This window comes from Streptomyces prunicolor NBRC 13075 (assembly GCF_000367365.1).
GTDB lineage: Bacteria > Actinomycetota > Actinomycetes > Streptomycetales > Streptomycetaceae > Streptomyces > Streptomyces prunicolor.
On the sequence record NZ_BARF01000049.1, the window covers coordinates 12,685 to 32,154 of the forward strand.

Genomic DNA, 19,470 nt, shown 5'->3' on the forward strand with positions numbered 1-19,470 from the left:
ACCTGATTGCTGCCGGCTCACTTCTCGTCGTCGGGCTCGTCGTCGCCGTCCGACGAGGTGTCCGGGTTCTCGCCCTCCAGCAGGCGGGCCAGCTGACGGCCGACGATCCGCTTGAACTTGCGGGCCTGCGGACGCGTACGGTCCAGCACCGCGACCTCAAGGCGCTCGGCGGGGATCTCCCGCTCGCTGCCGTTCGTGTCACGGGACAGGGCCTGCACGGCCAGCTTGAGCGCCTCCGCGAGGGTCATGCCGTCGCGGTGGCGCTGGTCCAGATAGCTGCTGATCGTCTCGGCGTTGCCACCGACCGCGACCGAGCCGTGCTCGTCCACGATCGAACCGTCGTGCGGCAGCCGATAGATCTGGTCACCGTCCGTCGTGTCCCCGACCTCCGCGACGACCAGCTCCACCTCGTACGGCTTCTCGGCCGCACTGGAGAAGATCGTGCCGAGCGTCTGGGCGTAGACGTTGGCGAGACCGCGCGCGGTCACATCCGCACGGTCGTAGGTGTAACCGCGCATGTCGGCGTACCTGACGCCGCCGATCCGCAGGTTCTCGTACTCGTTGTATTTTCCGGCGGCCGCGAACCCGATCCGGTCGTAGATCTCGCTGAACTTGTGCAGCGCACGGGACGGGTTCTCGCCGACGAAGACAATGCCGTCGGCGAACTGCAGCACGACCAGGCTGCGGCCACGGGCGATGCCCTTGCGGGCGTACTCCGCCCGGTCGGCCATCGCCTGCTGGGGTGAGACATAGAACGGCGTCGACACCGGTATCCGTCCCTCTCTTTAAAGTTCCGTCGAAGTCACTGGATCACCTTGAATGAGAACGGGCCCTCGGTCAGAGCAGCGCGGCGCGCGGGCCGTCGGGCTGCTGCAGTCGCCGTTCCAGGATCGAGCGGGCGATCTCGGAGGACTCGTCGTCGGTGAGCCGGCGGAAGCCGTCCTCGGTGATCACGGTGACGATCGGGTAGATCCGGCGGGCGACATCGGGACCACCGGTCGCCGAGTCGTCGTCAGCCGCGTCGTAGAGCGCCTGGACCACGAGGGTCGTGGCCTCGGCCTCGGTCAGTCCGTCGTGGAAGAGCTTCTTCATGGCGCCCCGCGCGAACACCGAACCGGAGCCGGTGGCCGCGTAGCCGAGCTCCTGGGAACGGCCGCCCGTCACGTCGTAGGAGAAGATGCGGCCGATGCCGCGGTCCACGTCGAAGCCGGCGAAGAGCGGGACCACGGCAAGGCCCTGCATGGCCATGCCGAGGTTGGAACGGATCATGGTGGACAGTCGGTTCGCCTTGCCCTCCAGGGAGAGTTGGGCGCCTTCGACCTTCTCGAAGTGCTCCAGCTCCAACTGGAAGAGCTTGACCATCTCGACGGCGAGACCGGCGGTGCCGGCGATGCCAACAGCCGAGTACTCGTCCGCGGGGAACACCTTCTCGATGTCCCGCTGCGCGATGACATTGCCCATGGTGGCCCGCCGGTCACCGGCGAGCACCACGCCACCGGGGAACGTGACAGCGACGATCGTCGTGCCGTGCGGAGCCTCGATGACGCCCTGGGTGGGCGGCAGTTGCCGGTTGCCCGGGAGCATCTCCGGCTGATGGTCGGAGAGGAAGTCCATGAAGGACGACGACCCAGGCGTCAGGAAGGCAGCTGGTAGACGCCCGGTGCTACGAGTGTTGGCTTCCACGCGTTTCCTTCCAGGTAGTCGGCAGCTCGGTACACAGCTGCGGGGTCATCCCTCAACAGGCCGATGCCGGAATTGCAGTTGAAGCACAGTACGCCTCGGACCCTACCCGTCTGGTGGCAGTGATCCACATGAACGGCGGAGGCATTCCGATGCCCCTGTGAACTCGGCTGGCTCACCCCGAATCGCACGCGATTCGTGCACTCGGATGCGAAGACTGCGTGCGGCTTGGACTCGCCACACCGCACGCAGCACTTCATCTTCGACTCGCCTGCCACCACGCCACCCCGTTCACCTTCGAATCGAAGGGTAGAGCGGCCTACTGGCCGCCCTTCTGAACGAAGGAGCGCACGAAGTCCTCGGCGTTCTCTTCGAGTACGTCGTCGATCTCGTCCAGAACCGAGTCGACATCGTCGCTCAGCTTCTCGTGGCGCTCCTTGAGTTCATCGGAAGCCTCCGTCTCAACGGCCTGCTCCTCGACCTCCTCGGTAGAGCGCGTCGCCTTCTGCTGTCCGCCGCCGGTGTCCTTGGTCGCCATAACCCTCACCCCGCTCGGTTCGACGTTCTTGATCAGACCCTACTTGCAGGGACTGACATCGGCCCCGCAGTTCCTACAACGTACGGCGGCCATCTCGATGATTCCCGGCCACCGGACATTCCACCCTGCCCGGCGCCCGGAACCCGAGGGTCCTGTCAGCCGCCCGACAGGACCCTGACCAGGTCTTCCGCGGTTCGGCAGCGGTCAAGGAGCTCCTTGACGTGATTACGCGTTCCGCGAAGCGGTTCCAGGGTTGGGACGCGCTGGAGCGAGTCCCGGCCCGGGAGGTCGAAGATCACGGAGTCCCAGGAGGCCGCCGCGACGTCGTCGGCGTACTGCTCCAGGCAGCGTCCGCGGAAGTACGCGCGCGTGTCCTCCGGAGGCGTCGTACGCGCCCGCTCGACCGTGTCCTCGTCCAGCAGGCGCTTGATGCGGCCGCGGGCCACCAGGCGGTTGTAGAGGCCCTTCTCGGCCCGTACGTCCGCGTACTGGAGGTCGACCAGCTGCAGCCGGGCCGCGTCCCAGTCGAGGCCGTCGCGGCGCCGGTAGCCCTCCATGAGCTCGCGCTTGGCGACCCAGTCCAGTTCGCCGGCCAGGCTCATCGGGTCGTTCTCCAGCCGGTTGAGCGTGTCCTCCCAGCGGGCCAGCACGTCCTTGGTCTGGTCGTCCGCGTCGGAGCCGTAGCGCTCCTCGACGTATTTGCGGGAGAGCTCGAAGTACTCCATCTGCAGCTGGACCGCGGTGAGGGTCCGGCCGCTGCGGAGGGTGACCAGGCGCTTGAGAGTGGGGTCGTGGGAGACCTGGTGGAGGGTGCGGACGGGTTGGTCCACGGCCAGGTCGACGGCGATGAAGCCGTCCTCGATCATGGAGAGGACGAGGGCCGTGGTGCCGAGCTTCAGATACGTCGAGATCTCGGAGAGGTTCGCGTCGCCGATGATCACGTGCAGGCGGCGGTACTTCTCGGCGTCCGCGTGCGGTTCGTCGCGGGTGTTGATGATCGGGCGCTTGAGGGTGGTCTCCAGACCGACCTCGACCTCGAAGTAGTCGGCGCGCTGGCTGAGCTGGAAGCCGTGCTCGTGCCCGTCCTGGCCGATGCCGACGCGGCCCGCTCCGGTGACGACCTGGCGCGAGACGAAGAAGGGTGTCAGATGGCGCACGATGTCCGAGAAGGGGGTCTCCCGCTTCATCAGATAGTTCTCGTGCGTGCCGTAGGAGGCGCCCTTGTTGTCGGTGTTGTTCTTGTAGAGATGGATCGGCTGGGCGCCCGGGAGTTGGGCCGCGCGCTCCGCGGCCTCCGCCATGATGCGCTCGCCGGCCTTGTCCCACAGGACGGCGTCCATGGGGTTGGTGACCTCGGGGGAGCTGTACTCCGGGTGCGCGTGGTCGACGTAGAGCCGTGCGCCGTTGGTGAGGATGACATTGGCCAGGCCGATGTCCTCGTCGGTGAGCTGGCTGGAGTCGGCGGCCTCCCGGGCGAGGTCGAAGCCTCGCGCGTCCCGCAGCGGATTCTCCTCCTCGAAGTCCCAGCGGGCCCGCCTGGCCCGGTGCATCGCCGCCGCGTAGGCGTTGACGATCTGGGACGAGGTGAGCATGGCATTGGCGTTGGGGTGGCCGGGGACGGAGATCCCGTACTCCGTCTCGATGCCCATTACTCGCCGTACGGTCATGCGGCCCTCCTTGCCCGGCGGCGCCCTCGGTCGGGGGCACCGCTCAAGTACCGCTGGCGCTCCGGTGCGTGTGCGGTGCCCGTCCCCGCACTGCGCGACTCGGCGGTACCGAAGAGCCTAGAACGGCTTTGCGCTGGTGGGGAGATCATTTGCGTCATTGCCTCGCGCGCCCCTTGTTCGGTCATGGCCTGAAAAACAGTCGGCTGCGGGTACCCGCCGAGGGCACCCGCAGCCGCCCTGTTCTTACAGGTACTGACCGGTGTTCGCCACCGTGTCGATGGAGCGTCCGGTGTCGGCGCCCTGCTTCCCGGTGATGAGCGTACGGATGTAGACGATCCGTTCGCCCTTCTTTCCGGAGATCCGGGCCCAGTCGTCGGGGTTGGTGGTGTTGGGCAGGTCCTCGTTCTCCTTGAACTCGTCCACACACGCCTGGAGGAGGTGCGAGACGCGGATGCCCTTCTGCTTCTGGTCGAGGAAGTCCTTGATGGCCATCTTCTTGGCCCGGCCCACGATGTTCTCGATCATGGCGCCGGAGTTGAAGTCCTTGAAGTAGAGGACTTCCTTGTCACCGTTGGCGTAGGTGACCTCCAGGAAGCGGTTCTCCTCGGATTCCGTGTACATGTGCTCCACGGCCGTCTGGATCATGCTCTGGACGGTGGTGGTCTTGTCGCCGCTGTGCTCTCCGACGTCGTCGGGGTGGAGCGGGAGGCGCTCGGTGAGGTACTTGGCGAAGATGTCCTTGGCGGCCTCGGCGTCGGGACGTTCGATCTTGATCTTCACGTCCAGGCGGCCGGGGCGCAGGATGGCGGGGTCGATCATGTCCTCGCGGTTCGAGGCGCCGATGACGACCACGTTCTGCAGGCCTTCCACGCCGTCGATCTCGGCGAGCAGCTGGGGGACGATGGTGTTCTCCACGTCCGAGCTGACACCGGAACCACGGGTGCGGAAGAGGGACTCCATCTCGTCGAAGAAGACGATGACGGGAGTGCCTTCGCTGGCCTTCTCACGTGCACGCTGGAAGACGAGGCGGATCTGCCGCTCCGTCTCACCGACGTACTTGTTGAGGAGCTCGGGGCCCTTGATGTTGAGGAAGAAGCTCTTGCCGGTGGCCTGGCCGGTGACCTCGGCGACCTTTTTGGCCAGCGAGTTGGCGACGGCCTTGGCGATGAGCGTCTTGCCGCATCCGGGGGGCCCGTACAGCAGGACGCCCTTGGGCGGCCGCAGTTCGTGCTCCTTGAAGAGGTCGGGGTAGAGGTACGGCAGTTCGACCGCGTCGCGGATCATCTCGATCTGGCCGCCCAGACCGCCGATCTGCTCGTAGCCGATGTCGGGGACCTCTTCGAGGACGAGTTCCTCGACCTCGCTCTTCGGTACGACCTCGTAGACATAGCCGGAACGAGGTTCCAGCAGCAGGGCATCGCCGGGGCGGATGACGACGTCCAGGAGCGGCTCGGCGAGCCGTACCACCCGTTCCTCGTCGGTGTGCCCCTGCACGAGGGCGCGTTCGCCGTCCTCGAGGATCTCCTTGAGGGTGACGATGTCGCCGACGCTCTCGTACTCCATGGCCTCGACCACGTTGAGCGCTTCGTTGAGCATTACTTCCTGGCCGCGGCGGAGCTCTTCGAGTTCCACGCTTGGGCTGACGTTCACCCGGAGTTTGCGACCGCCGGTGAAGATGTCCGCTGTGCCGTCCTCGTTGGCCACGAGGAAGACACCGAAGCCGGCCGGCGGCTGTGCGAGCCGGTCGACTTCTTCCTTGAGGGCCACGATCTGGTCGCGGGCCTCACGGAGCGTGTTGGCGAGTCGCTCGTTCTGGGCGGACACCCCGGCCAGATTGGTCTGCAGCTCGACGATCCGCTCTTCGAGAATCCTCGTGTGTCGCGGAGAGTCGGCGAGCTTACGTCGCAGGACGGCGATCTCCTGCTCAAGGTAGGCAATCTGCCCGGACGGGTCGTCGGACCCTCGTCCCGGGCGGATGCCGCGGTTCATGTCGTCGTCGTGGGCTGCCACGGTCCTCACCTCCTCCAAGGGGAGCTGGACGCTTCCAGACCCTACCTGGGTGGGTGTCGATTGAAACCCCTAGATCACAAAGACTGTCAAGGTGTGTCGTCGGTCACCCAGCGCTCTCCCTCACGCCGTGTGGATACCCACTCAACGTGATTCAGAAGCGGACTGTTCCAAGGCCGGGTTGGTCAAAAACCTTCACGGCGGACGTGAGTTGCCGTGCGGACGGGTTCGACGCCCGATGGAAACCGGCCATGGTGCTCCTGACGGAGAGTGTCCATGCGGACAGTGTCCGTCATGCGGTGGCGTAAAACCTGAGATCGCGGAGAAAGGTCGTTCGGGCGGTCGGAGGTAGGGTCGAAGATGTTCAACACCCGGCGGAAACAGGAGACATCACCGTGCAGGACGAGGCCGCGGCCGACGGCGAGGCGCTGGAGGTCTGGATCGACCAGGACCTCTGTACCGGCGACGGGATCTGCGTCCAGTACGCCCCCGAGGTCTTCGAGCTGGACATCGACGGTCTGGCCTATGTGAAGAGCCCGGACGACGAGCTGTTGCAGGACAAGGGCGCCACCACGCTCGTACCGCTGCCGCTGTTGGTCGATGTCGTGGACTCCGCCAAGGAGTGCCCCGGTGACTGCATCCATGTGCGCCGGGTCGCGGACCGGGTCGAGGTGTACGGGCCCGACGCGGCCTGAGGTTCAGCGGGTCGTCGTCAGACGTTCTGGGCGTTGCCGGGGGTGGAGCGGACGAACTTGCCGTTCTGCCACTGCCACTTGGCGGTTTCTTTCACGTCGGGGCAGCAACTGGGCACGTCCGCCGTCGAGTAGCCGAGCAGTGTCGCGAGGACCGCGCCGTCGCGTACGGCGAAGGTGGTGACGGTCTCGCGAGCCTTCGGGGCGACCAGGGTGGCGACGACGCGCGGCTTGGCGGCTCCGGCGCCCCGGGTGAGGACGTAGACGCCGTCGGGCGGGGTGCCCATGCCCGCGTCGCAGTGGACCACGGCGACCGTCTCCGGCCGGCCGTCGCCGTCGAGGTCTCCGGATGCCTTCTTCTGTACGACGGCCTTCACGGGGCCGCAGTCGAGGGGGAAGGCAACTCCTGTGGTCGCGGGGGCCGCGGCGGCGGGCGCGGACTTGGTCTGCGGGCCGGCGGCCTGGGCGGCGTGCGCGGAGTCGGGCTGCAGGCCCGAGGAGAGGGCCACGACACCGGCGAGAGCCGTGGCGGTGGCGACCCAGTGGATGGGGCGGGTGTTCGTGTGTGCCAGTTCCAGTTCCGGGACGGCGGAGTGCTGCACTAGGAGTGTCTCCTGTGAGGGCTGTGCCGGTGGGGGTGGCCTGCATGCTGCCACACGGCACGGTGCGGGGGAACGGCGGGGTCGACAGTTCGTTCGCCCGGTCACACGGGAGAGTCCGGCGGGGTGTCGGTACGTCAGAACGAAGACGCCGTGGCTGAGTTCCCGGAGACTTTCGGGAACTCAGCCACGGCGTTCGTGCGTTGAGTGCGGCACAGGGCCGCCCTTGCGTGCGGCTCAGCGGCCGGCCGCGCCGCCACCGTCGGCGTTCGGGCCGGTGTAGTCGTCGCCGTAGGCACCCTTGGAAGGGCGGCGTCGGCGCATCGGCGGCTCGACGCCGTCCGCGAGGCGGCGGGCGGTGAGGAGGAAGCCGGTGTGGCCGATCATCCGGTGGTCGGGGCGGACGGCCAGGCCCTCGACGTGCCAGTTGCGGAGCATCGTCTCCCAGGCGGTCGGCTCGTTGAAGGAGCCGATCTCGCGGATGGACTCGACGGTCCGCGCGAGCTGGGTGGTGGTCGCGACGTAGCAGCACAGGATGCCGCCGGGCACGAGGGCCTTGGAGACGGCCTCCAGGCACTCCCAGGGGGCGAGCATGTCGAGGATGACGCGGTCCACGTCCAGGTCGGACAGGTTGTCCTGGAGGTCGCCGACGGTGAGCTGCCAGGCGGGGTGCGGGCCGCCGAAGTAGCGCTCCACGTTCTGCTGGGCGATCTCGGCGAAGTCCTCGCGGCGCTCGTAGGAGTGCAGCATGCCCTGGTCGCCGATGGCGCGCAGCAGGAAGCTGCTGAGCGAGCCGGAGCCCACGCCTGCTTCCACGACGCGGGCGCCGGGGAAGATGTCCGCGAAGGCCAGGATCTGCCCCGCGTCCTTGGGGTAGACCACGGCGGCGCCGCGGGGCATGGACAGGACGTAGTCGGGGAGCAGGGGGCGCAGCGCGAGGTAGGCGACGTTTCCGGTGGTGCGGACAACGCTGCCCTCGGGAGCACCGATCAGTTCGTCGTGCGGGAAGGAACCCTTGTGGGTGTGGAAATTCTTCCCGGCTTCGAGCGTGAACGTGTAGTGGCGGCCCTTGGGGTCGGTCAGCTGAACCTGGTCCCCGACCTTGAAGGGCCCGCGCCTGCGGGCGGCACCGGTCGGTTCGGACATGTGACCAGCGTACCGGCGTTTGTGGGGGCCGCCGACCACGCGCGCGTGCCTCAGTTGGGGCGGGCCATGGCCTTCACGAAGGCGCGCTCGACGTCGGCGGCGGACAGGACGCCGTAGATCTCGCCGGTCTCCTCGACCACGAGGTACTCGGTGGCGGGGGTGGCGCGCAGGGCGTCCAGGAGGTCCTCTCCGGCGAGCTCCGCGGAGACGCGCATGCCGTCCGTGAGGTCCTGGGCGAGGCCGCTGACGACGACCCAGGGGCGGCGGTGTTCGGGGACGCCGACGATGGCGGCCTCGCGGACGAGGGAGAGGGGCTGGCCGTCGGCGTCGACGACGACCAGGGCGCGGGCGCCGGCGGCATTGGCGCGGCGCAGGGCCTCGGAGAGCGGGGTGTTGGTCTCGACGGGGACCGCGCGGCGGGTGAGGTTGCGGGCGCGCAGTTCCGGGAGGTGCTCGCGCAGTCGGGCCATACGGAGGCTGTTGCCGGCGCCGGTCCAGATGATCGCGGCGAGGATCGCGGCGAGCAGGGCGTCGGTGACGGTGTCCATGCCGCTGATGTCCTCGGTGTTGGTACCGAGGGCGCCGGTCTGGGTGAGCAGCGGCAGGCCGATCAGGACGGAGACGGCGAGGGCGCGGCCGACCCAGGCGGCGGCGATGGTGCCGCTCATGGGCCTGCCGGTGATCTTCCAGACGACCGCGCGGAGCATGCGGCCGCCGTCGAGGGGCAGGCCGGGCAGGAGGTTGAAGGCGGCCACGATGAGGTTGGAGACCATCAGGCCGGCCAGCAGGACGCCCGGGACGGTGCCGGGTTCGACGGGCAGCATGGCCAGGTAGAAGACGCCCGAGAGGATCAGCGAGAGCAGCGGGCCGACGAAGGCCAGCACGAACTCCCTGCCGGGGGTCTCGGCCTCCTTCTCGATCTCGGAGACACCGCCGAAGAACTGCAACTGGATGCGGCGGACCGGGAGTTTGAAGCGGAGCGCGGCGACGGTGTGGGCGAGTTCGTGCACCAGGACCGAGCCGTAGAAGGCGACCGCGAAGAAGAGGGCCACGAGGTAGCGGGCGGCGCCGAGTTCGGGCAGCACGCGATCGAGTTGGCCGCCGAACACCCAGGTGATGAGCGCGGCTACGAGGAACCAGCTGGGGGCCACGTAGACGGGCACGCCGAAGGGCCGCCCCATCAGCAGGCCGCCGCCGGGCTCCTTGGGGCGCTGTGGGGGGCGGCCCTTGGCGATGGGGCTGGGGGTGGAGGTGGATTCGGGTCGGGCGTGGGGGTCTGTGTGGGCGTAGGGGAGGTTGGGGTGGCTCGGCTGGTCGGCGCCGTGCTCGTTGCCCGTGGGCGTGCCGTCACGTTTCGGCTCGCCGTTCAGGTGAGCGGGCGGCGTGTTGGGCCGGCCATGGTCCTGTGCGGTCGCCTCGGGCGCCGTGTGCTGGGGTGTGGCGGGGTCGGTGGACCCTGAGGGCGTCGGCGTCTCGGCAGCGCTGTTCTCGGCGGACTCGGAGGACTCGGACGGTGTTCCCGGCTCCGTACTGGGCCCTGCTGCGGGCGCGAGCGGTGTGACCTGCTCCGAGCTGTCGTCCCGATCGGTGTGCTCGATCGACGTGCTCGCCTCCCCGGGCTCCCCGGACGATGGCTTCGCGGTCCCGTGTTCCTGGGGCGATGAGTCGGGGTTCTGGTGGGCGGAGTCGTCCGGTTTCGGTTCGGGAGTGCCGGGGTCGGTGGTCGGGGTCGTGGCACCCGGGGCGTGTTCGGTCGGCTCGTTGGTGCCGGACCGCGGCTGCCCGCTCCCGCCGCTCTCGTCCACGGTGTCCCCTCGTTCGAAGCATCCTCCGCGCCAGCCGGGCGGAGGGGTCTCGGGTCGATGGTATGCGGCGGTCGCGACGCGTTCCGCCCCGGCACCCCCCGCGTTTCCCCGGCCGTCGCGGGTGCGTCGGGCGGGATCGGGTCACTGTCAGTGGCGGGCCGTAAGGTTCGTGGGCATGGAGACCAGTGCGGAGGGCGTCGCGGGGACAGTCGGCGACGAGGGCGCGGCGGCGGGGCCGACCGCGGCGGTGACGGTGGAGACGGGGACGGTGGGCGTGGTCGGGCGCGTGGCCATAGCGCCCGCCTCGTTGTCGCCCTCGCGTGCCAGTGACTTCATGCAGTGCCCGTTGTTGTACCGGTTCCGGGTGATCGACCGGCTGCCCGAGAAGCCCAGCGAGGCGGCGACCAGGGGGACCCTGGTGCACTCGGTGCTGGAGCGGCTCTTCGACGCGCCGGCGGCCGAGCGCACGGCGCCGCGGGCCAAGTCGCTGATCCCCGGGCAGTGGGACCGGTTGCGGGAGTCCCGGCCGGAGGTCGTGGAGCTGTTCGCCGATGATCCGGAGGGCGAACGGCTGGCGCGCTGGCTCGGGGAGGCGGAGCGGCTGGTCGAGCGGTGGTTCTCGCTGGAGGATCCGACACGGCTGGAGCCCGCCGAGCGGGAGATGTTCGTCGAGGCCGAGCTGGATTCGGGACTGAAGCTGCGCGGGATCATCGACCGGGTCGATGTGGCGCCCACGGGTGATGTGCGGATCGTCGACTACAAGACGGGCAAGGCGCCTCGGCCCGAGTATGCCGAGGGTGCGCTGTTCCAGATGAAGTTCTACGCCCTGGTGGTCTGGCGGCTGAAGCAGGTCGTTCCGCGTCGGCTCCAGCTGGTGTATCTGGGCAGTGGGGACGTCGTGACGTACGACCCCGTCATCGCCGACCTGGAGCGGGTGGAGCGCAAGCTGCTGGCCCTGTGGGAGGCGATCCGGCTGGCCACGGAGACCGGCGAGTGGCGCCCGCGCCCGACCAAGCTGTGCGGCTGGTGCGACCACCAGTCGGTGTGCCCGGAGTTCGGCGGCACTCCCCCGCCGTATCCGTTGCCGGTACGGAGGGCTGACGGGGGTTCTGGCGGGGGTTCGGGGGCGGGCGTTTCCGCTGAAGGTGTGGAGGTGGTCGGCGGTGCTTCCGCTGCAGGTCCGGAGGTGGTGGACGGTGTTTCTGCCGGGGAGGCCAAGGGTGTAGGTGGCGTTCCCGCCAGCGGGCCGGGAGCTGCGGACGGCCTCTCCGGCACGGGGTCTTAGGCGACGGACGGACTCTTCACCTGGTGTCTGTACGGAGGGGACTGCGTCTCGGTGCGAGGCACCCAGCGGTCTCTTCCAGGGGCCGGTGGCTGCGGACGATCCCTCAAGGCACGGGGCTGGGTTGCCAACCGTGTCACCGCCCTGGGCCGGGGGCGACGGGGCGGACGGGGGCGCCAGGGCGGCGGGCGGTACTTCCGTTGGAGGTCCGGAGATCGCGGTCGGTATTTCCGGACCTCCGGCACGGGTGCGAAGCGCCCGAGGGGGTTTCCGCCGCGCGTCCAGAGACGCAGGGCGGTGTTTCCGCCGGAGGGGCGGAGGCGCCGCGCATATCCCCGGGTGGGGAGCCCGAGGTGCCGCACGCCGTCCTCATCGGGGAGTTGGAGGCTTCGGACGATCTCTCTGCCGGGGAGTCACGGGGGACGGACGAACCTCGCGCCGGGGGCCGTAGTAAACCGCGTCCCCTTCAGAAGCCCTGACACCGCGAACCGCGTTCCATCCTGAAGTCGGCCCCGTCCCCCACCGGGCCACCCCGTAGCCGCCCGCAAGGCCGGTCGAGTCGAGTGGCGGTGCGCAGGGCAGAATGGGGCCGGGCTAGCGAAGGAGATTCACGTGGCCATCCGCGTCCTACTGGTTGATGACCAGCCGCTGCTGCGAACCGGGTTCCGGATGATTCTGGAGGCGGAGCAGGATCTCGCGGTCGTCGGCGAGGCCGGTGACGGACTGCAGGCGCTCGACCAGGTGCGGGCTCTGCAGCCCGATGTGGTGCTGATGGACATCCGTATGCCGCGGATGGACGGGGTGGAGGCGACCCGGCAGATCACCGGTCCCGGGCGGGACGGTCCGGCGAAGGTGCTGGTGCTGACCACGTTCGACCTCGACGAGTACGTCGTGGAGGCGTTGCGGGCCGGTGCCAGTGGCTTCCTGCTCAAGGACGCGCCGGCGAACGAACTCGTGCAGGCGATCCGGGTGGTGGCCTCCGGTGAGGCCATGCTCGCGCCCAGCATCACGCGGCGGCTGCTCGACAAGTACGCCAGCCATCTGCCGTCGGGTGACGAGCCCGTCCCGGACGCCCTGCACACGTTGACCGAGCGTGAGGTCGAGGTGCTGAAGCTGGTGGCGCGCGGGCTGTCGAACGCCGAGATCGCCGCCGATCTCTTCGTCAGCGAGACCACCGTCAAGACGCACGTGGGGCACGTCCTCACCAAACTGGGCCTGCGGGACCGGGTGCAGGCCGCGGTGTACGCGTACGAGAGTGGTCTGGTGCGTCCCGGCGCGCAGTAGCCGCAGTAGCCGTCGTAGTCGCAGCAGGCAGCCGTATGTACGAAGAGGGCGCCCCTTCCTGACAGGGCGCCCTCTTCTGTGTGTGCGGGCCCGGGTCAGCTGCTGCCGTGTCCGGTCCACAGGCCGGTGGCCAGTCCCGCCGGAGTCGGCGGGGCTGGCCACTGGTCGAGCTTGAGTACTGCGTGTGCCGGTCGGAGCGTCAGTTGCCCACGCCGCGGCCCAGCTCCCAGAGCTGGAGGGTCGAGGAGGAGTTGAGCACGTATGCGGTGCCCGTGACGTCGTCGCGGGCGGCGACGTACTGCTTGCCCTGCCACAGCGGGATCAGCGGGACGTCGGTGGCGACGATGTCCTGAATGGCCGTGAGGCTCTTGGACGCGGCGAGCCGGTCGGCCTCGCGGCGGGACTCCGGGATCAGGGTGCTCCTGATCTTGGTGCTGACGTACGGCGAGCCGAGGGTGTTGTCCTTGTCGAGGAAGGGCGCGAGGTAGTTGTCGGCGTCGGGGAAGTCCGGGAACCAGCCCATCCCGTAGACGTCGTACTTGCCCTTCTGCTCGGCCGGGCGGAACGTCGCCCAGGGGGTGCCCTTGATGCTGACGTCGAACAGGCCGCTGTCGTTGAGCTGCTTCTGGAGCTGCTCGAACTCTTCCTTGGTGGCCGAGCCGTAGTGGTCGGTCGTGTAGTTCAGGGTCAGCTTCACCGGAGTGGTGATGTTGGCCGCTTCCATCAGCGTCTTGGCCTTGGAGACGCTCGGGTCGCCGTACTTGTTGAAGAACGAGTTCGAGTGGCCCGTGATGGTCGCCGGGACCATGGAGTAGAGCGGCTCGGCCTCGGTGCCGTAGACCTTGGAGACGAGTTCGCCGCGGTCGATGATCTGGGCCATCGCCTCGCGTACGGCCTTGGTCTTCACGGTCGGGGCGTTGGTGTTGAAGCCCAGGTAGCGGATTTCGAGGCCGGGCATCTCGACGAGGTCGACGTCGCCGTCCGTGTCGTCGCTGAGCTTCTGGATCTGCTCCGGCGTCATGGTGCGCGTCATGACGTCGATGTCGCCCTTGTTGATGGCGCTGCCCATGGCGTCGGCGTCCGCGAAGGTACGCATCTCGACCTTGGTGTTGTTCACCTTCAAAGCACCCTTGTAATTGGGGTTCTTGGTGAACGTGGCCGTGGTGATCGCGTCGTCCTTCTTCGCGACCGAGAGGGTGTACGGGCCGGAGCCGTCGATGTCGAAACCGTCGCGCAGCTTGTCCTTCTGGTAGTCGTCCGGATTCACGATGCCGGCGACGGGAGTGGACAGCTTGTACGGGAACGTGGCGTCGGCCGTCTTCAGGTGGAAGATGACTTCGCGGTCGCCCTGGGTCTCGACGGTGTCGACGGTGGACAGCAGGGCGAACACACCGCTGTCGGCCTTGATGCGCATCGCGCGGTCGACGGAGTACTTCACATCTTCCGCGGTGATCTTGTCGCCGTTGGCGAACTTCAGACCCTCGCGCAGGGTGCAGGCGTAGCGCTCGTTGCCGGTGTCGGTGAAGCCGCACTTCTCGGCGGCCTCGGGCACCGGGTCGCCCTCGCCCTTGGGCTGGATCATCAGGGTCTGCACGGTCTGGCGCAGGATGTTCCAGGTGCCGACGTCGTAGGCGTAGGCGGGGTCGAGCGGCGCCGGAGCGTCCTTCGTCGCCTCGAACCGGTCCGTGGTGCCGACGATGATCGCATCGTCGCTGGAACTCCCGCTGCCGGAGCCGCCACACGCGGCGAGCACCGGCGCGAGCAGGCCGACGACGGCCGGCAGCACCAAAGTCTTGCGGTTCATGCGGGAGTTTCTCCAGAGCTGTTCGAGTCCGTGTACCCGACATACATGGGGTGGTGATGTCGATCACGGGGGTAAGGGCGATGTTCTCGCGTTGAGATTAGTCCGGACCCGCACGGGGGTTCACGGTCACCGTAGTTGAGTTCCCATCACGCAGCGGAACCGGCTGTGGACAGACCGAAAACCCGTCGAGGGAAGGATTAGTGCAGGGTTTCACCAATCGGGACACAAGGGTGCGTGATCGGCCTCGGAAATGGGGTGAACAGCACAGGGCGACGACGATGTCGACCCTCCGGCACGTGGGGAACCTCACACGCTTCAACTCGGTTGGAGAGCAACGGAATTCGGCCGGTCGGCCGGGTCCGAATTCCTTTCCCATTGGCACCATTGGACTTTGCACGCTCGGTGAACAGCTGGCGCATTTCCGTCATCAGTCGGCCATCAGTCCGCGCAGAAATGCCAGGTCGACGACTTCCAGCGAGGTCACGACGGTGCGCCGGACGGCCGGGGCGATGGGCGCCACGGACGGCACGGCCACCACCAGGCAGCCCGCCGCCTCCGCCGCCGCGACACCGGTCGCGGTGTCCTCCACGACGGCACAGCGGGCCGGGTCGACGCCGAGTCCGGCGGCGGCCAGCAGATACGGGTCGGGGTACGGCTTGGTACGCGCCACCTCGTCGCCGGCCACCGTCAGCGCGAAGTGCTGGGGGCCGAGCGCGGTCAGGACGCGGTCGATGATGCGCCGGTGCGAGGCGGAGACCAGGGCCGTGGGGATCTCGTACTCCGCCAGCTCGGCCAGGAGTCTGGCGGCGCCCGGCATCAGCGGCAGGGCCCGCCCGATGCGGTCCTCGAAGCCCGCGTTGAGCAGGACGGACAGTTCGGCGAGGGCGATGTCGGCGCCGGTGGCCTCGATCAGGAAGCCGGCGCTGCGGGTCATGGGGCCGCCGACCACGACATGGCGCCAGGAGTCGTCGAGGGTGTGTCCGAGGGCGGCGAAGACCTCGACCTCGACGTCCCACCAGAAGCCCTCGGTGTCCACCAGGGTGCCGTCCATGTCGAGGAGTACGGCCTGGAGTGCTGAGCCTTCGGCCGTACGGGTTCCGAGCGCGGGGACCGTGCTGGTCATCCTGGCGCACCTCCTTGAGGGACGATCAGGCCGGCCGCCCCTGATACCTACAAGGGCGACCGGCCTGCGGTGGACCGACCAGTGTACGACTTATCCGATCAGTGTGCTCGTCCGTTCCGTGCGCCTGTGGATTCAGCGCTCGGAGGTCGCTCAGCGCGCGTTGAAGTACTTCGCCTCCGGGTGGTGGATGACGATCGCGTCCGTGGACTGCTCCGGGTGCAGCTGGAACTCCTCCGAGAGGTGGACGCCGATGCGCTCCGGCTCCAGCATGGCGGCGATCTTCGCGCGGTCCTCCAGGTCGGGGCAGGCGCCGTAGCCGAGGGAGAAGCGGGCGCCGCGGTACTTGAGGGCGAACATGTCCTCGACGTCGGTGGGGTCCTCGCCGGCGAAGCCGAGTTCGGACCGCACGCGCGCGTGCCAGTACTCGGCGAGCGCCTCGGCCAACTGGACGGACAGGCCGTGCAGTTCGAGGTAGTCGCGGTAGGAGTTCGCCTCGAAGAGCTTCGCGGTCTCCTCGCCGATGCGGTTGCCCATGGTGACGATCTGGAAGCCGACGACGTCGGTCTCGCCGGACTCCTCCGGGCGGAAGAAGTCGGCCAGGCAGAGACGGCGGCCGCGGCGCTGGCGCGGGAAGGTGAAGCGGGTGCGCTCGTTGCCCTCGTCGTCCAGGATGATCAGGTCGTCGTCCTTGGACACGCAGGGGAAGTAGCCGTAGACGACGGCCGCTTCGAGCAGGTTGTCGGTCTGGAGCTTGTCCAGCAGGCCGCGCAGGCGGGGGCGGCCCTCGGTCTCGACGAGTTCCTCGTAGGTCGGTCCGTCGCCCGTGCGGGCCTGCTTGAGGCCCCACTGGCCCTTGAAGAGGGCGCCCTCGTCCAGCCAGGACGCGTACTCCTTGAGCTGGATGCCCTTGATGACCCGGGTGCCGCGGAACGGCGCCTCGGGGATCGGGTTGTCGATGGACACGTCGGAGCGGACGTGGCCCTCCTCGGGGCGCTCCTCGACCTCTGTGACGGCCGCCGTCGCCCGCACCCTGCGCTGCTTGAGCTCGGGCAGCTTCGCGCCGGGCACACCGCGCTTGACGCCGATCAGGGCGTCCATCAGGCGCAGGCCCTCGAACGCGTCGCGGGCGTAACGGACTTCGCCCTCGTAGATCTCGTGCAGGTCCTGCTCGACGTAGGCGCGGGTCAGCGCGGCGCCGCCCAGGATGACCGGGTAGTCGGCGGCCATCTTGCGCTGGTTGAGCTCCTGGAGGTTCTCCTTCATGATCACCGTGGACTTGACCAGGAGGCCGGACATGCCGATGACGTCCGCGCGGTGCTCCTCGGCGGCTTCCAGGATCGCGGAAACCGGCTGCTTGATGCCGAGGTTGACGACGTTGTAGCCGTTGTTGGACAGGATGATGTCGACGAGGTTCTTGCCGATGTCGTGGACGTCGCCGCGCACCGTGGCGAGCACGATGGTGCCCTTGCCCTCGGCGTCCGACTTCTCCATGTGCGGTTCGAGATAGGCGACCGCGGTCTTCATGACCTCGGCGGACTGGAGCACGAACGGCAGCTGCATCTGGCCGGAGCCGAACAGTTCGCCGACGACCTTCATGCCGTCCAGGAGTGTCGCGTTGACGATGTCGAGAGCGGGACGGGTCTCCAACGCCTCGGCCAGGTCGGTCTCCAGGCCGTTCTTCTCGCCGTCGATGATCCGCCGCTTGAGCCGCTCGTCCAGCGGGAGGGCGGCCAGCTCCTCGGCGCGGCCCGCCGTCCGGGACTTGGTGGTGGCTCCCTCGAAGAGGGCCATCAGCTTCTGGAGCGGGTCGTAGCCCTCTGCGCGGCGGTCGTAGACCAGGTCGAGGGCCGTCTGCACCTCTTCCTCGGTGAAGCGGGCGATCGGGAGGATCTTCGAGGCGTGCACGATCGCCGAGTCGAGGCCCGCCTTGACGCATTCGTCGAGGAAGACGGAGTTGAGCAGGACGCGGGCGGCCGGGTTGAGGCCGAAGGAGATGTTGGACAGGCCCAGCGTGGTCTGCACGTCCGGGCGGCGGGCCTTGAGGCGGCGGATCGCCTCGATGGTGGCGATGCCGTCGCCGCGGGACTCCTCCTGGCCGGTGCAGATGGTGAAGGTCAGGGTGTCGATGAGGATGTCCGACTCGTGGATGCCCCAGTTCGTCGTGAGGTCCTCGATCAGCCGCTCGGCGATGGCGACCTTGTGCTCCGGGGTGCGGGCCTGGCCCTCCTCGTCGATGGTCAGCGCGATGAGGGCGGCGCCGTGTTCCTGCGCCAGCCTGGTGACCTTCGCGAAGCGGGACTCGGGGCCGTCGCCGTCCTCGTAGTTGACGGAGTTGATGACCGCGCGGCCACCGATCTTCTCCAACCCGGCCCGGATGACCGGGACTTCGGTGGAGTCCAGGACGATCGGCAGGGTGGAGGCGGTGGCGAAGCGGCCGGCCAGTTCCTCCATGTCGGCGACGCCGTCGCGGCCGACGTAGTCCACGCAGAGGTCCAGCATGTGGGCGCCCTCGCGGATCTGGTCGCGGGCCATCTCCACGCAGTCGTCCCAGCGGGCGTCCAGCATGGCCTCGCGGAACTTCTTCGAGCCGTTGGCGTTCGTACGCTCGCCGATCGCCATGTAGGCGGTGTCCTGGCGGAACGGGACCGTCTGGTAGAGCGACGCGGCGCCCGGCTCGGGCTGGGGGTGACGCTCGGTGGGCGTGGCCTCGCGGACGCGCTCGACGAGCTGGCGCAGGTGCTCGGGGGTCGTACCGCAGCAGCCGCCGACCAGGTTCAGGCCGTAGTCGTGGACGAAGTGCTGCTGGGCGTCCGCCAGGCCCTCGGGGTCGAGCGGGAAGTGGGCGCCGTCCTTGGTGAGGATGGGCAGGCCCGCGTTCGGCATGCAGAGCAGCGGGGTGCGGGAGTGGCGGGCGAGATAGCGCAGGTGCTCGCTCATCTCGGCGGGGCCCGTCGAGCAGTTCAGGCCGATCATGTCGATGCCGAGGGGTTCGAGCGCGGTCAGCGCGGCGCCGATCTCGGAGCCCAGGAGCATGGTGCCGGTGGTCTCGAAGGCCATGGAGACCAGCAGGGGTACGTCGACGCCGGTCGCCTCCATGGCGCGGCGGGCGCCCAGGATCGACGACTTGGTCTGGAGGAGGTCCTGGGTGGTCTCGACGATCAGGGCGTCGGCGCCGCCGGCGAGCAGGCCCTCGGCGTTCGCCTGGAAGCCGTCGCGGAGGGTGGCGTAGCCGATGTGGCCGAGGGTGGGCAGCTTGGTGCCGGGGCCGATGGAGCCGAGGACCCAGCGCTGGCGGCCGTCGCGGGCGGTGAAGTCGTCGGCGGTCTCGCGGGCGATGCGGGCGCCGGACTCGGAGAGTTCGTGGACGCGCTCGGGGATGTCGTACTCGGCCATGGCGGAGTGGTTCGCGCCGAAGGTGTTCGTCTCGACGCAGTCCACGCCGACGCCGAAGTACTCCTCGTGGACCGAGCGGACGATGTCCGGGCGGGTGATGTTCAGGATCTCGTTGCAGCCTTCGAGGTTCTCGAAGTCCTCGATGGTGGGGTCCTGTGCCTGGAGCATGGTGCCCATGGCTCCGTCGGCGACCACCACGCGGGTGGCGAGTGCCTCTCGGAGCGCGGACACACGGGTCCGGCTGTCAGCAGAAGGGGTCAGTGGCGACGAGGCCATGAAAGGGGCTCCCTGGAGTGCGACGGCTGTCGGCTTTGCGGCTTCCCCGGGAACCTCTCACGGAACTCCCCGGGGAGCGTGCACGTCGCCAGCGTAACGGGGTCGGGCGGGAGCGTGCTTGAAGCGTCCATGGGACGGACCGGGGTGACGGAGCGGCGGACCGAGGTGACGGGC

Annotated in this window: 14 protein-coding genes and 1 pseudogene; 3 read left to right on the forward strand and 12 right to left on the reverse strand. The window is 68.6% G+C overall.

Annotated elements, in window-relative coordinates; all coding sequences use genetic code 11:
- Window positions 1-17: 17 nt before the first annotated feature.
- The 6 genes and pseudogenes from prcA to arc form a co-directional block, all read right to left on the reverse strand.
- Entirely contained in the window at window positions 18-767 is a 750-nt protein-coding gene (gene prcA, locus SPR02S_RS21720; protein WP_019059107.1) for a proteasome subunit alpha, read from the reverse strand.
- 70 nt (window positions 768-837) lie between these two features.
- Complete coding sequence (prcB, locus tag SPR02S_RS21725; RefSeq protein WP_026150757.1) at window positions 838-1,683, reverse strand: proteasome subunit beta; 846 nt, start codon at window positions 1,681-1,683, stop codon at window positions 838-840.
- Window positions 1,635-1,826, reverse strand: a pseudogene (locus SPR02S_RS62285) (endonuclease VII domain-containing protein); the annotation flags it as partial. The pseudogene SPR02S_RS62285 and the gene prcB, both read right to left, overlap by 49 nt.
- Window positions 1,827-1,999: 173 nt before the next feature.
- Complete coding sequence (locus SPR02S_RS21735; RefSeq protein ID WP_019059109.1) at window positions 2,000-2,218, reverse strand: ubiquitin-like protein Pup; 219 nt, start codon at window positions 2,216-2,218, stop codon at window positions 2,000-2,002.
- Window positions 2,219-2,373: 155 nt separating this feature from the next.
- Complete coding sequence (gene dop, locus SPR02S_RS21740) at window positions 2,374-3,885, reverse strand: depupylase/deamidase Dop (protein ID WP_174447560.1); 1,512 nt, start codon at window positions 3,883-3,885, stop codon at window positions 2,374-2,376.
- 243 nt (window positions 3,886-4,128) lie between these two features.
- Window positions 4,129-5,895, reverse strand: a complete 1,767-nt coding sequence (gene arc, locus SPR02S_RS21745; RefSeq protein ID WP_019059111.1) for a proteasome ATPase — start codon at window positions 5,893-5,895, stop codon at window positions 4,129-4,131.
- Window positions 5,896-6,281: 386 nt separating this feature from the next.
- On the opposite strand from arc, the gene SPR02S_RS21750 reads away from it, so the two are divergent.
- Window positions 6,282-6,587 carry a ferredoxin gene (locus tag SPR02S_RS21750; RefSeq protein WP_026150758.1) on the forward strand — a complete coding sequence of 102 codons (306 nt, stop codon included), beginning with the start codon at window positions 6,282-6,284 and terminating at the stop codon, window positions 6,585-6,587.
- A gap of 17 nt (window positions 6,588-6,604) precedes the next feature.
- Here SPR02S_RS21750 and SPR02S_RS21755 read toward each other — a convergent pair whose 3' ends face one another.
- From SPR02S_RS21755 to SPR02S_RS21765, 3 genes are all read right to left on the reverse strand, one after another.
- Entirely contained in the window at window positions 6,605-7,186 is a 582-nt protein-coding gene (locus tag SPR02S_RS21755; RefSeq protein WP_019059113.1) for a hypothetical protein, read from the reverse strand.
- A 234-nt stretch (window positions 7,187-7,420) separates the two neighbouring features.
- Window positions 7,421-8,329 (reverse strand): tRNA (adenine-N1)-methyltransferase, encoded by a 909-nt coding sequence (locus SPR02S_RS21760; RefSeq protein ID WP_019059114.1) that lies wholly within the window; start codon window positions 8,327-8,329, stop codon window positions 7,421-7,423.
- A gap of 50 nt (window positions 8,330-8,379) precedes the next feature.
- Window positions 8,380-10,134, reverse strand: coding sequence for a site-2 protease family protein (locus SPR02S_RS21765; protein ID WP_019059115.1), 1,755 nt, complete (start codon window positions 10,132-10,134; stop codon window positions 8,380-8,382).
- 175 nt (window positions 10,135-10,309) lie between these two features.
- On the opposite strand from SPR02S_RS21765, the gene SPR02S_RS56070 reads away from it, so the two are divergent.
- Window positions 10,310-11,419 (forward strand): RecB family exonuclease, encoded by a 1,110-nt coding sequence (locus tag SPR02S_RS56070; RefSeq protein WP_019059116.1) that lies wholly within the window; start codon window positions 10,310-10,312, stop codon window positions 11,417-11,419.
- Between the two features lie 609 nt (window positions 11,420-12,028).
- Window positions 12,029-12,700 (forward strand): response regulator, encoded by a 672-nt coding sequence (locus SPR02S_RS21775; RefSeq protein WP_019059117.1) that lies wholly within the window; start codon window positions 12,029-12,031, stop codon window positions 12,698-12,700.
- 199 nt (window positions 12,701-12,899) lie between these two features.
- On the opposite strand, the gene SPR02S_RS21780 is transcribed toward SPR02S_RS21775, so the two are convergent.
- The 3 genes from SPR02S_RS21780 to metH all read right to left on the reverse strand — a co-directional run bounded on the left by SPR02S_RS21780 (window position 12,900) and on the right by metH (window position 19,296).
- Window positions 12,900-14,504 carry an ABC transporter substrate-binding protein gene (locus tag SPR02S_RS21780; RefSeq protein ID WP_019059118.1) on the reverse strand — a complete coding sequence of 535 codons (1,605 nt, stop codon included), beginning with the start codon at window positions 14,502-14,504 and terminating at the stop codon, window positions 12,900-12,902.
- A gap of 427 nt (window positions 14,505-14,931) precedes the next feature.
- Entirely contained in the window at window positions 14,932-15,627 is a 696-nt protein-coding gene (locus SPR02S_RS21785) for an HAD family hydrolase (protein WP_019059119.1), read from the reverse strand.
- A gap of 150 nt (window positions 15,628-15,777) precedes the next feature.
- On the reverse strand, window positions 15,778-19,296 hold the full coding sequence (metH, locus tag SPR02S_RS21790) for a methionine synthase (protein WP_026150759.1): 3,519 nt from the start codon (window positions 19,294-19,296) through the stop codon (window positions 15,778-15,780).
- Between the last annotated feature and the right edge of the window lie 174 nt (window positions 19,297-19,470).

Coding starts and splice junctions, on each gene's coding strand:
- SPR02S_RS56070 (WP_019059116.1), top strand. CDS start 10,310: ATGGAGACCAGTGCGGAGGGCGTCGCGGGGACAGTCGGCGACGAGGGC.
- dop (WP_174447560.1), bottom strand. CDS start 3,885: ATGACCGTACGGCGAGTAATGGGCATCGAGACGGAGTACGGGATCTCC.
- metH (WP_026150759.1), bottom strand. CDS start 19,296: ATGGCCTCGTCGCCACTGACCCCTTCTGCTGACAGCCGGACCCGTGTG.
- SPR02S_RS21785 (WP_019059119.1), bottom strand. CDS start 15,627: ATGACCAGCACGGTCCCCGCGCTCGGAACCCGTACGGCCGAAGGCTCA.
- SPR02S_RS21735 (WP_019059109.1), bottom strand. CDS start 2,218: ATGGCGACCAAGGACACCGGCGGCGGACAGCAGAAGGCGACGCGCTCT.
- SPR02S_RS21780 (WP_019059118.1), bottom strand. CDS start 14,504: ATGAACCGCAAGACTTTGGTGCTGCCGGCCGTCGTCGGCCTGCTCGCG.
- SPR02S_RS21760 (WP_019059114.1), bottom strand. CDS start 8,329: ATGTCCGAACCGACCGGTGCCGCCCGCAGGCGCGGGCCCTTCAAGGTC.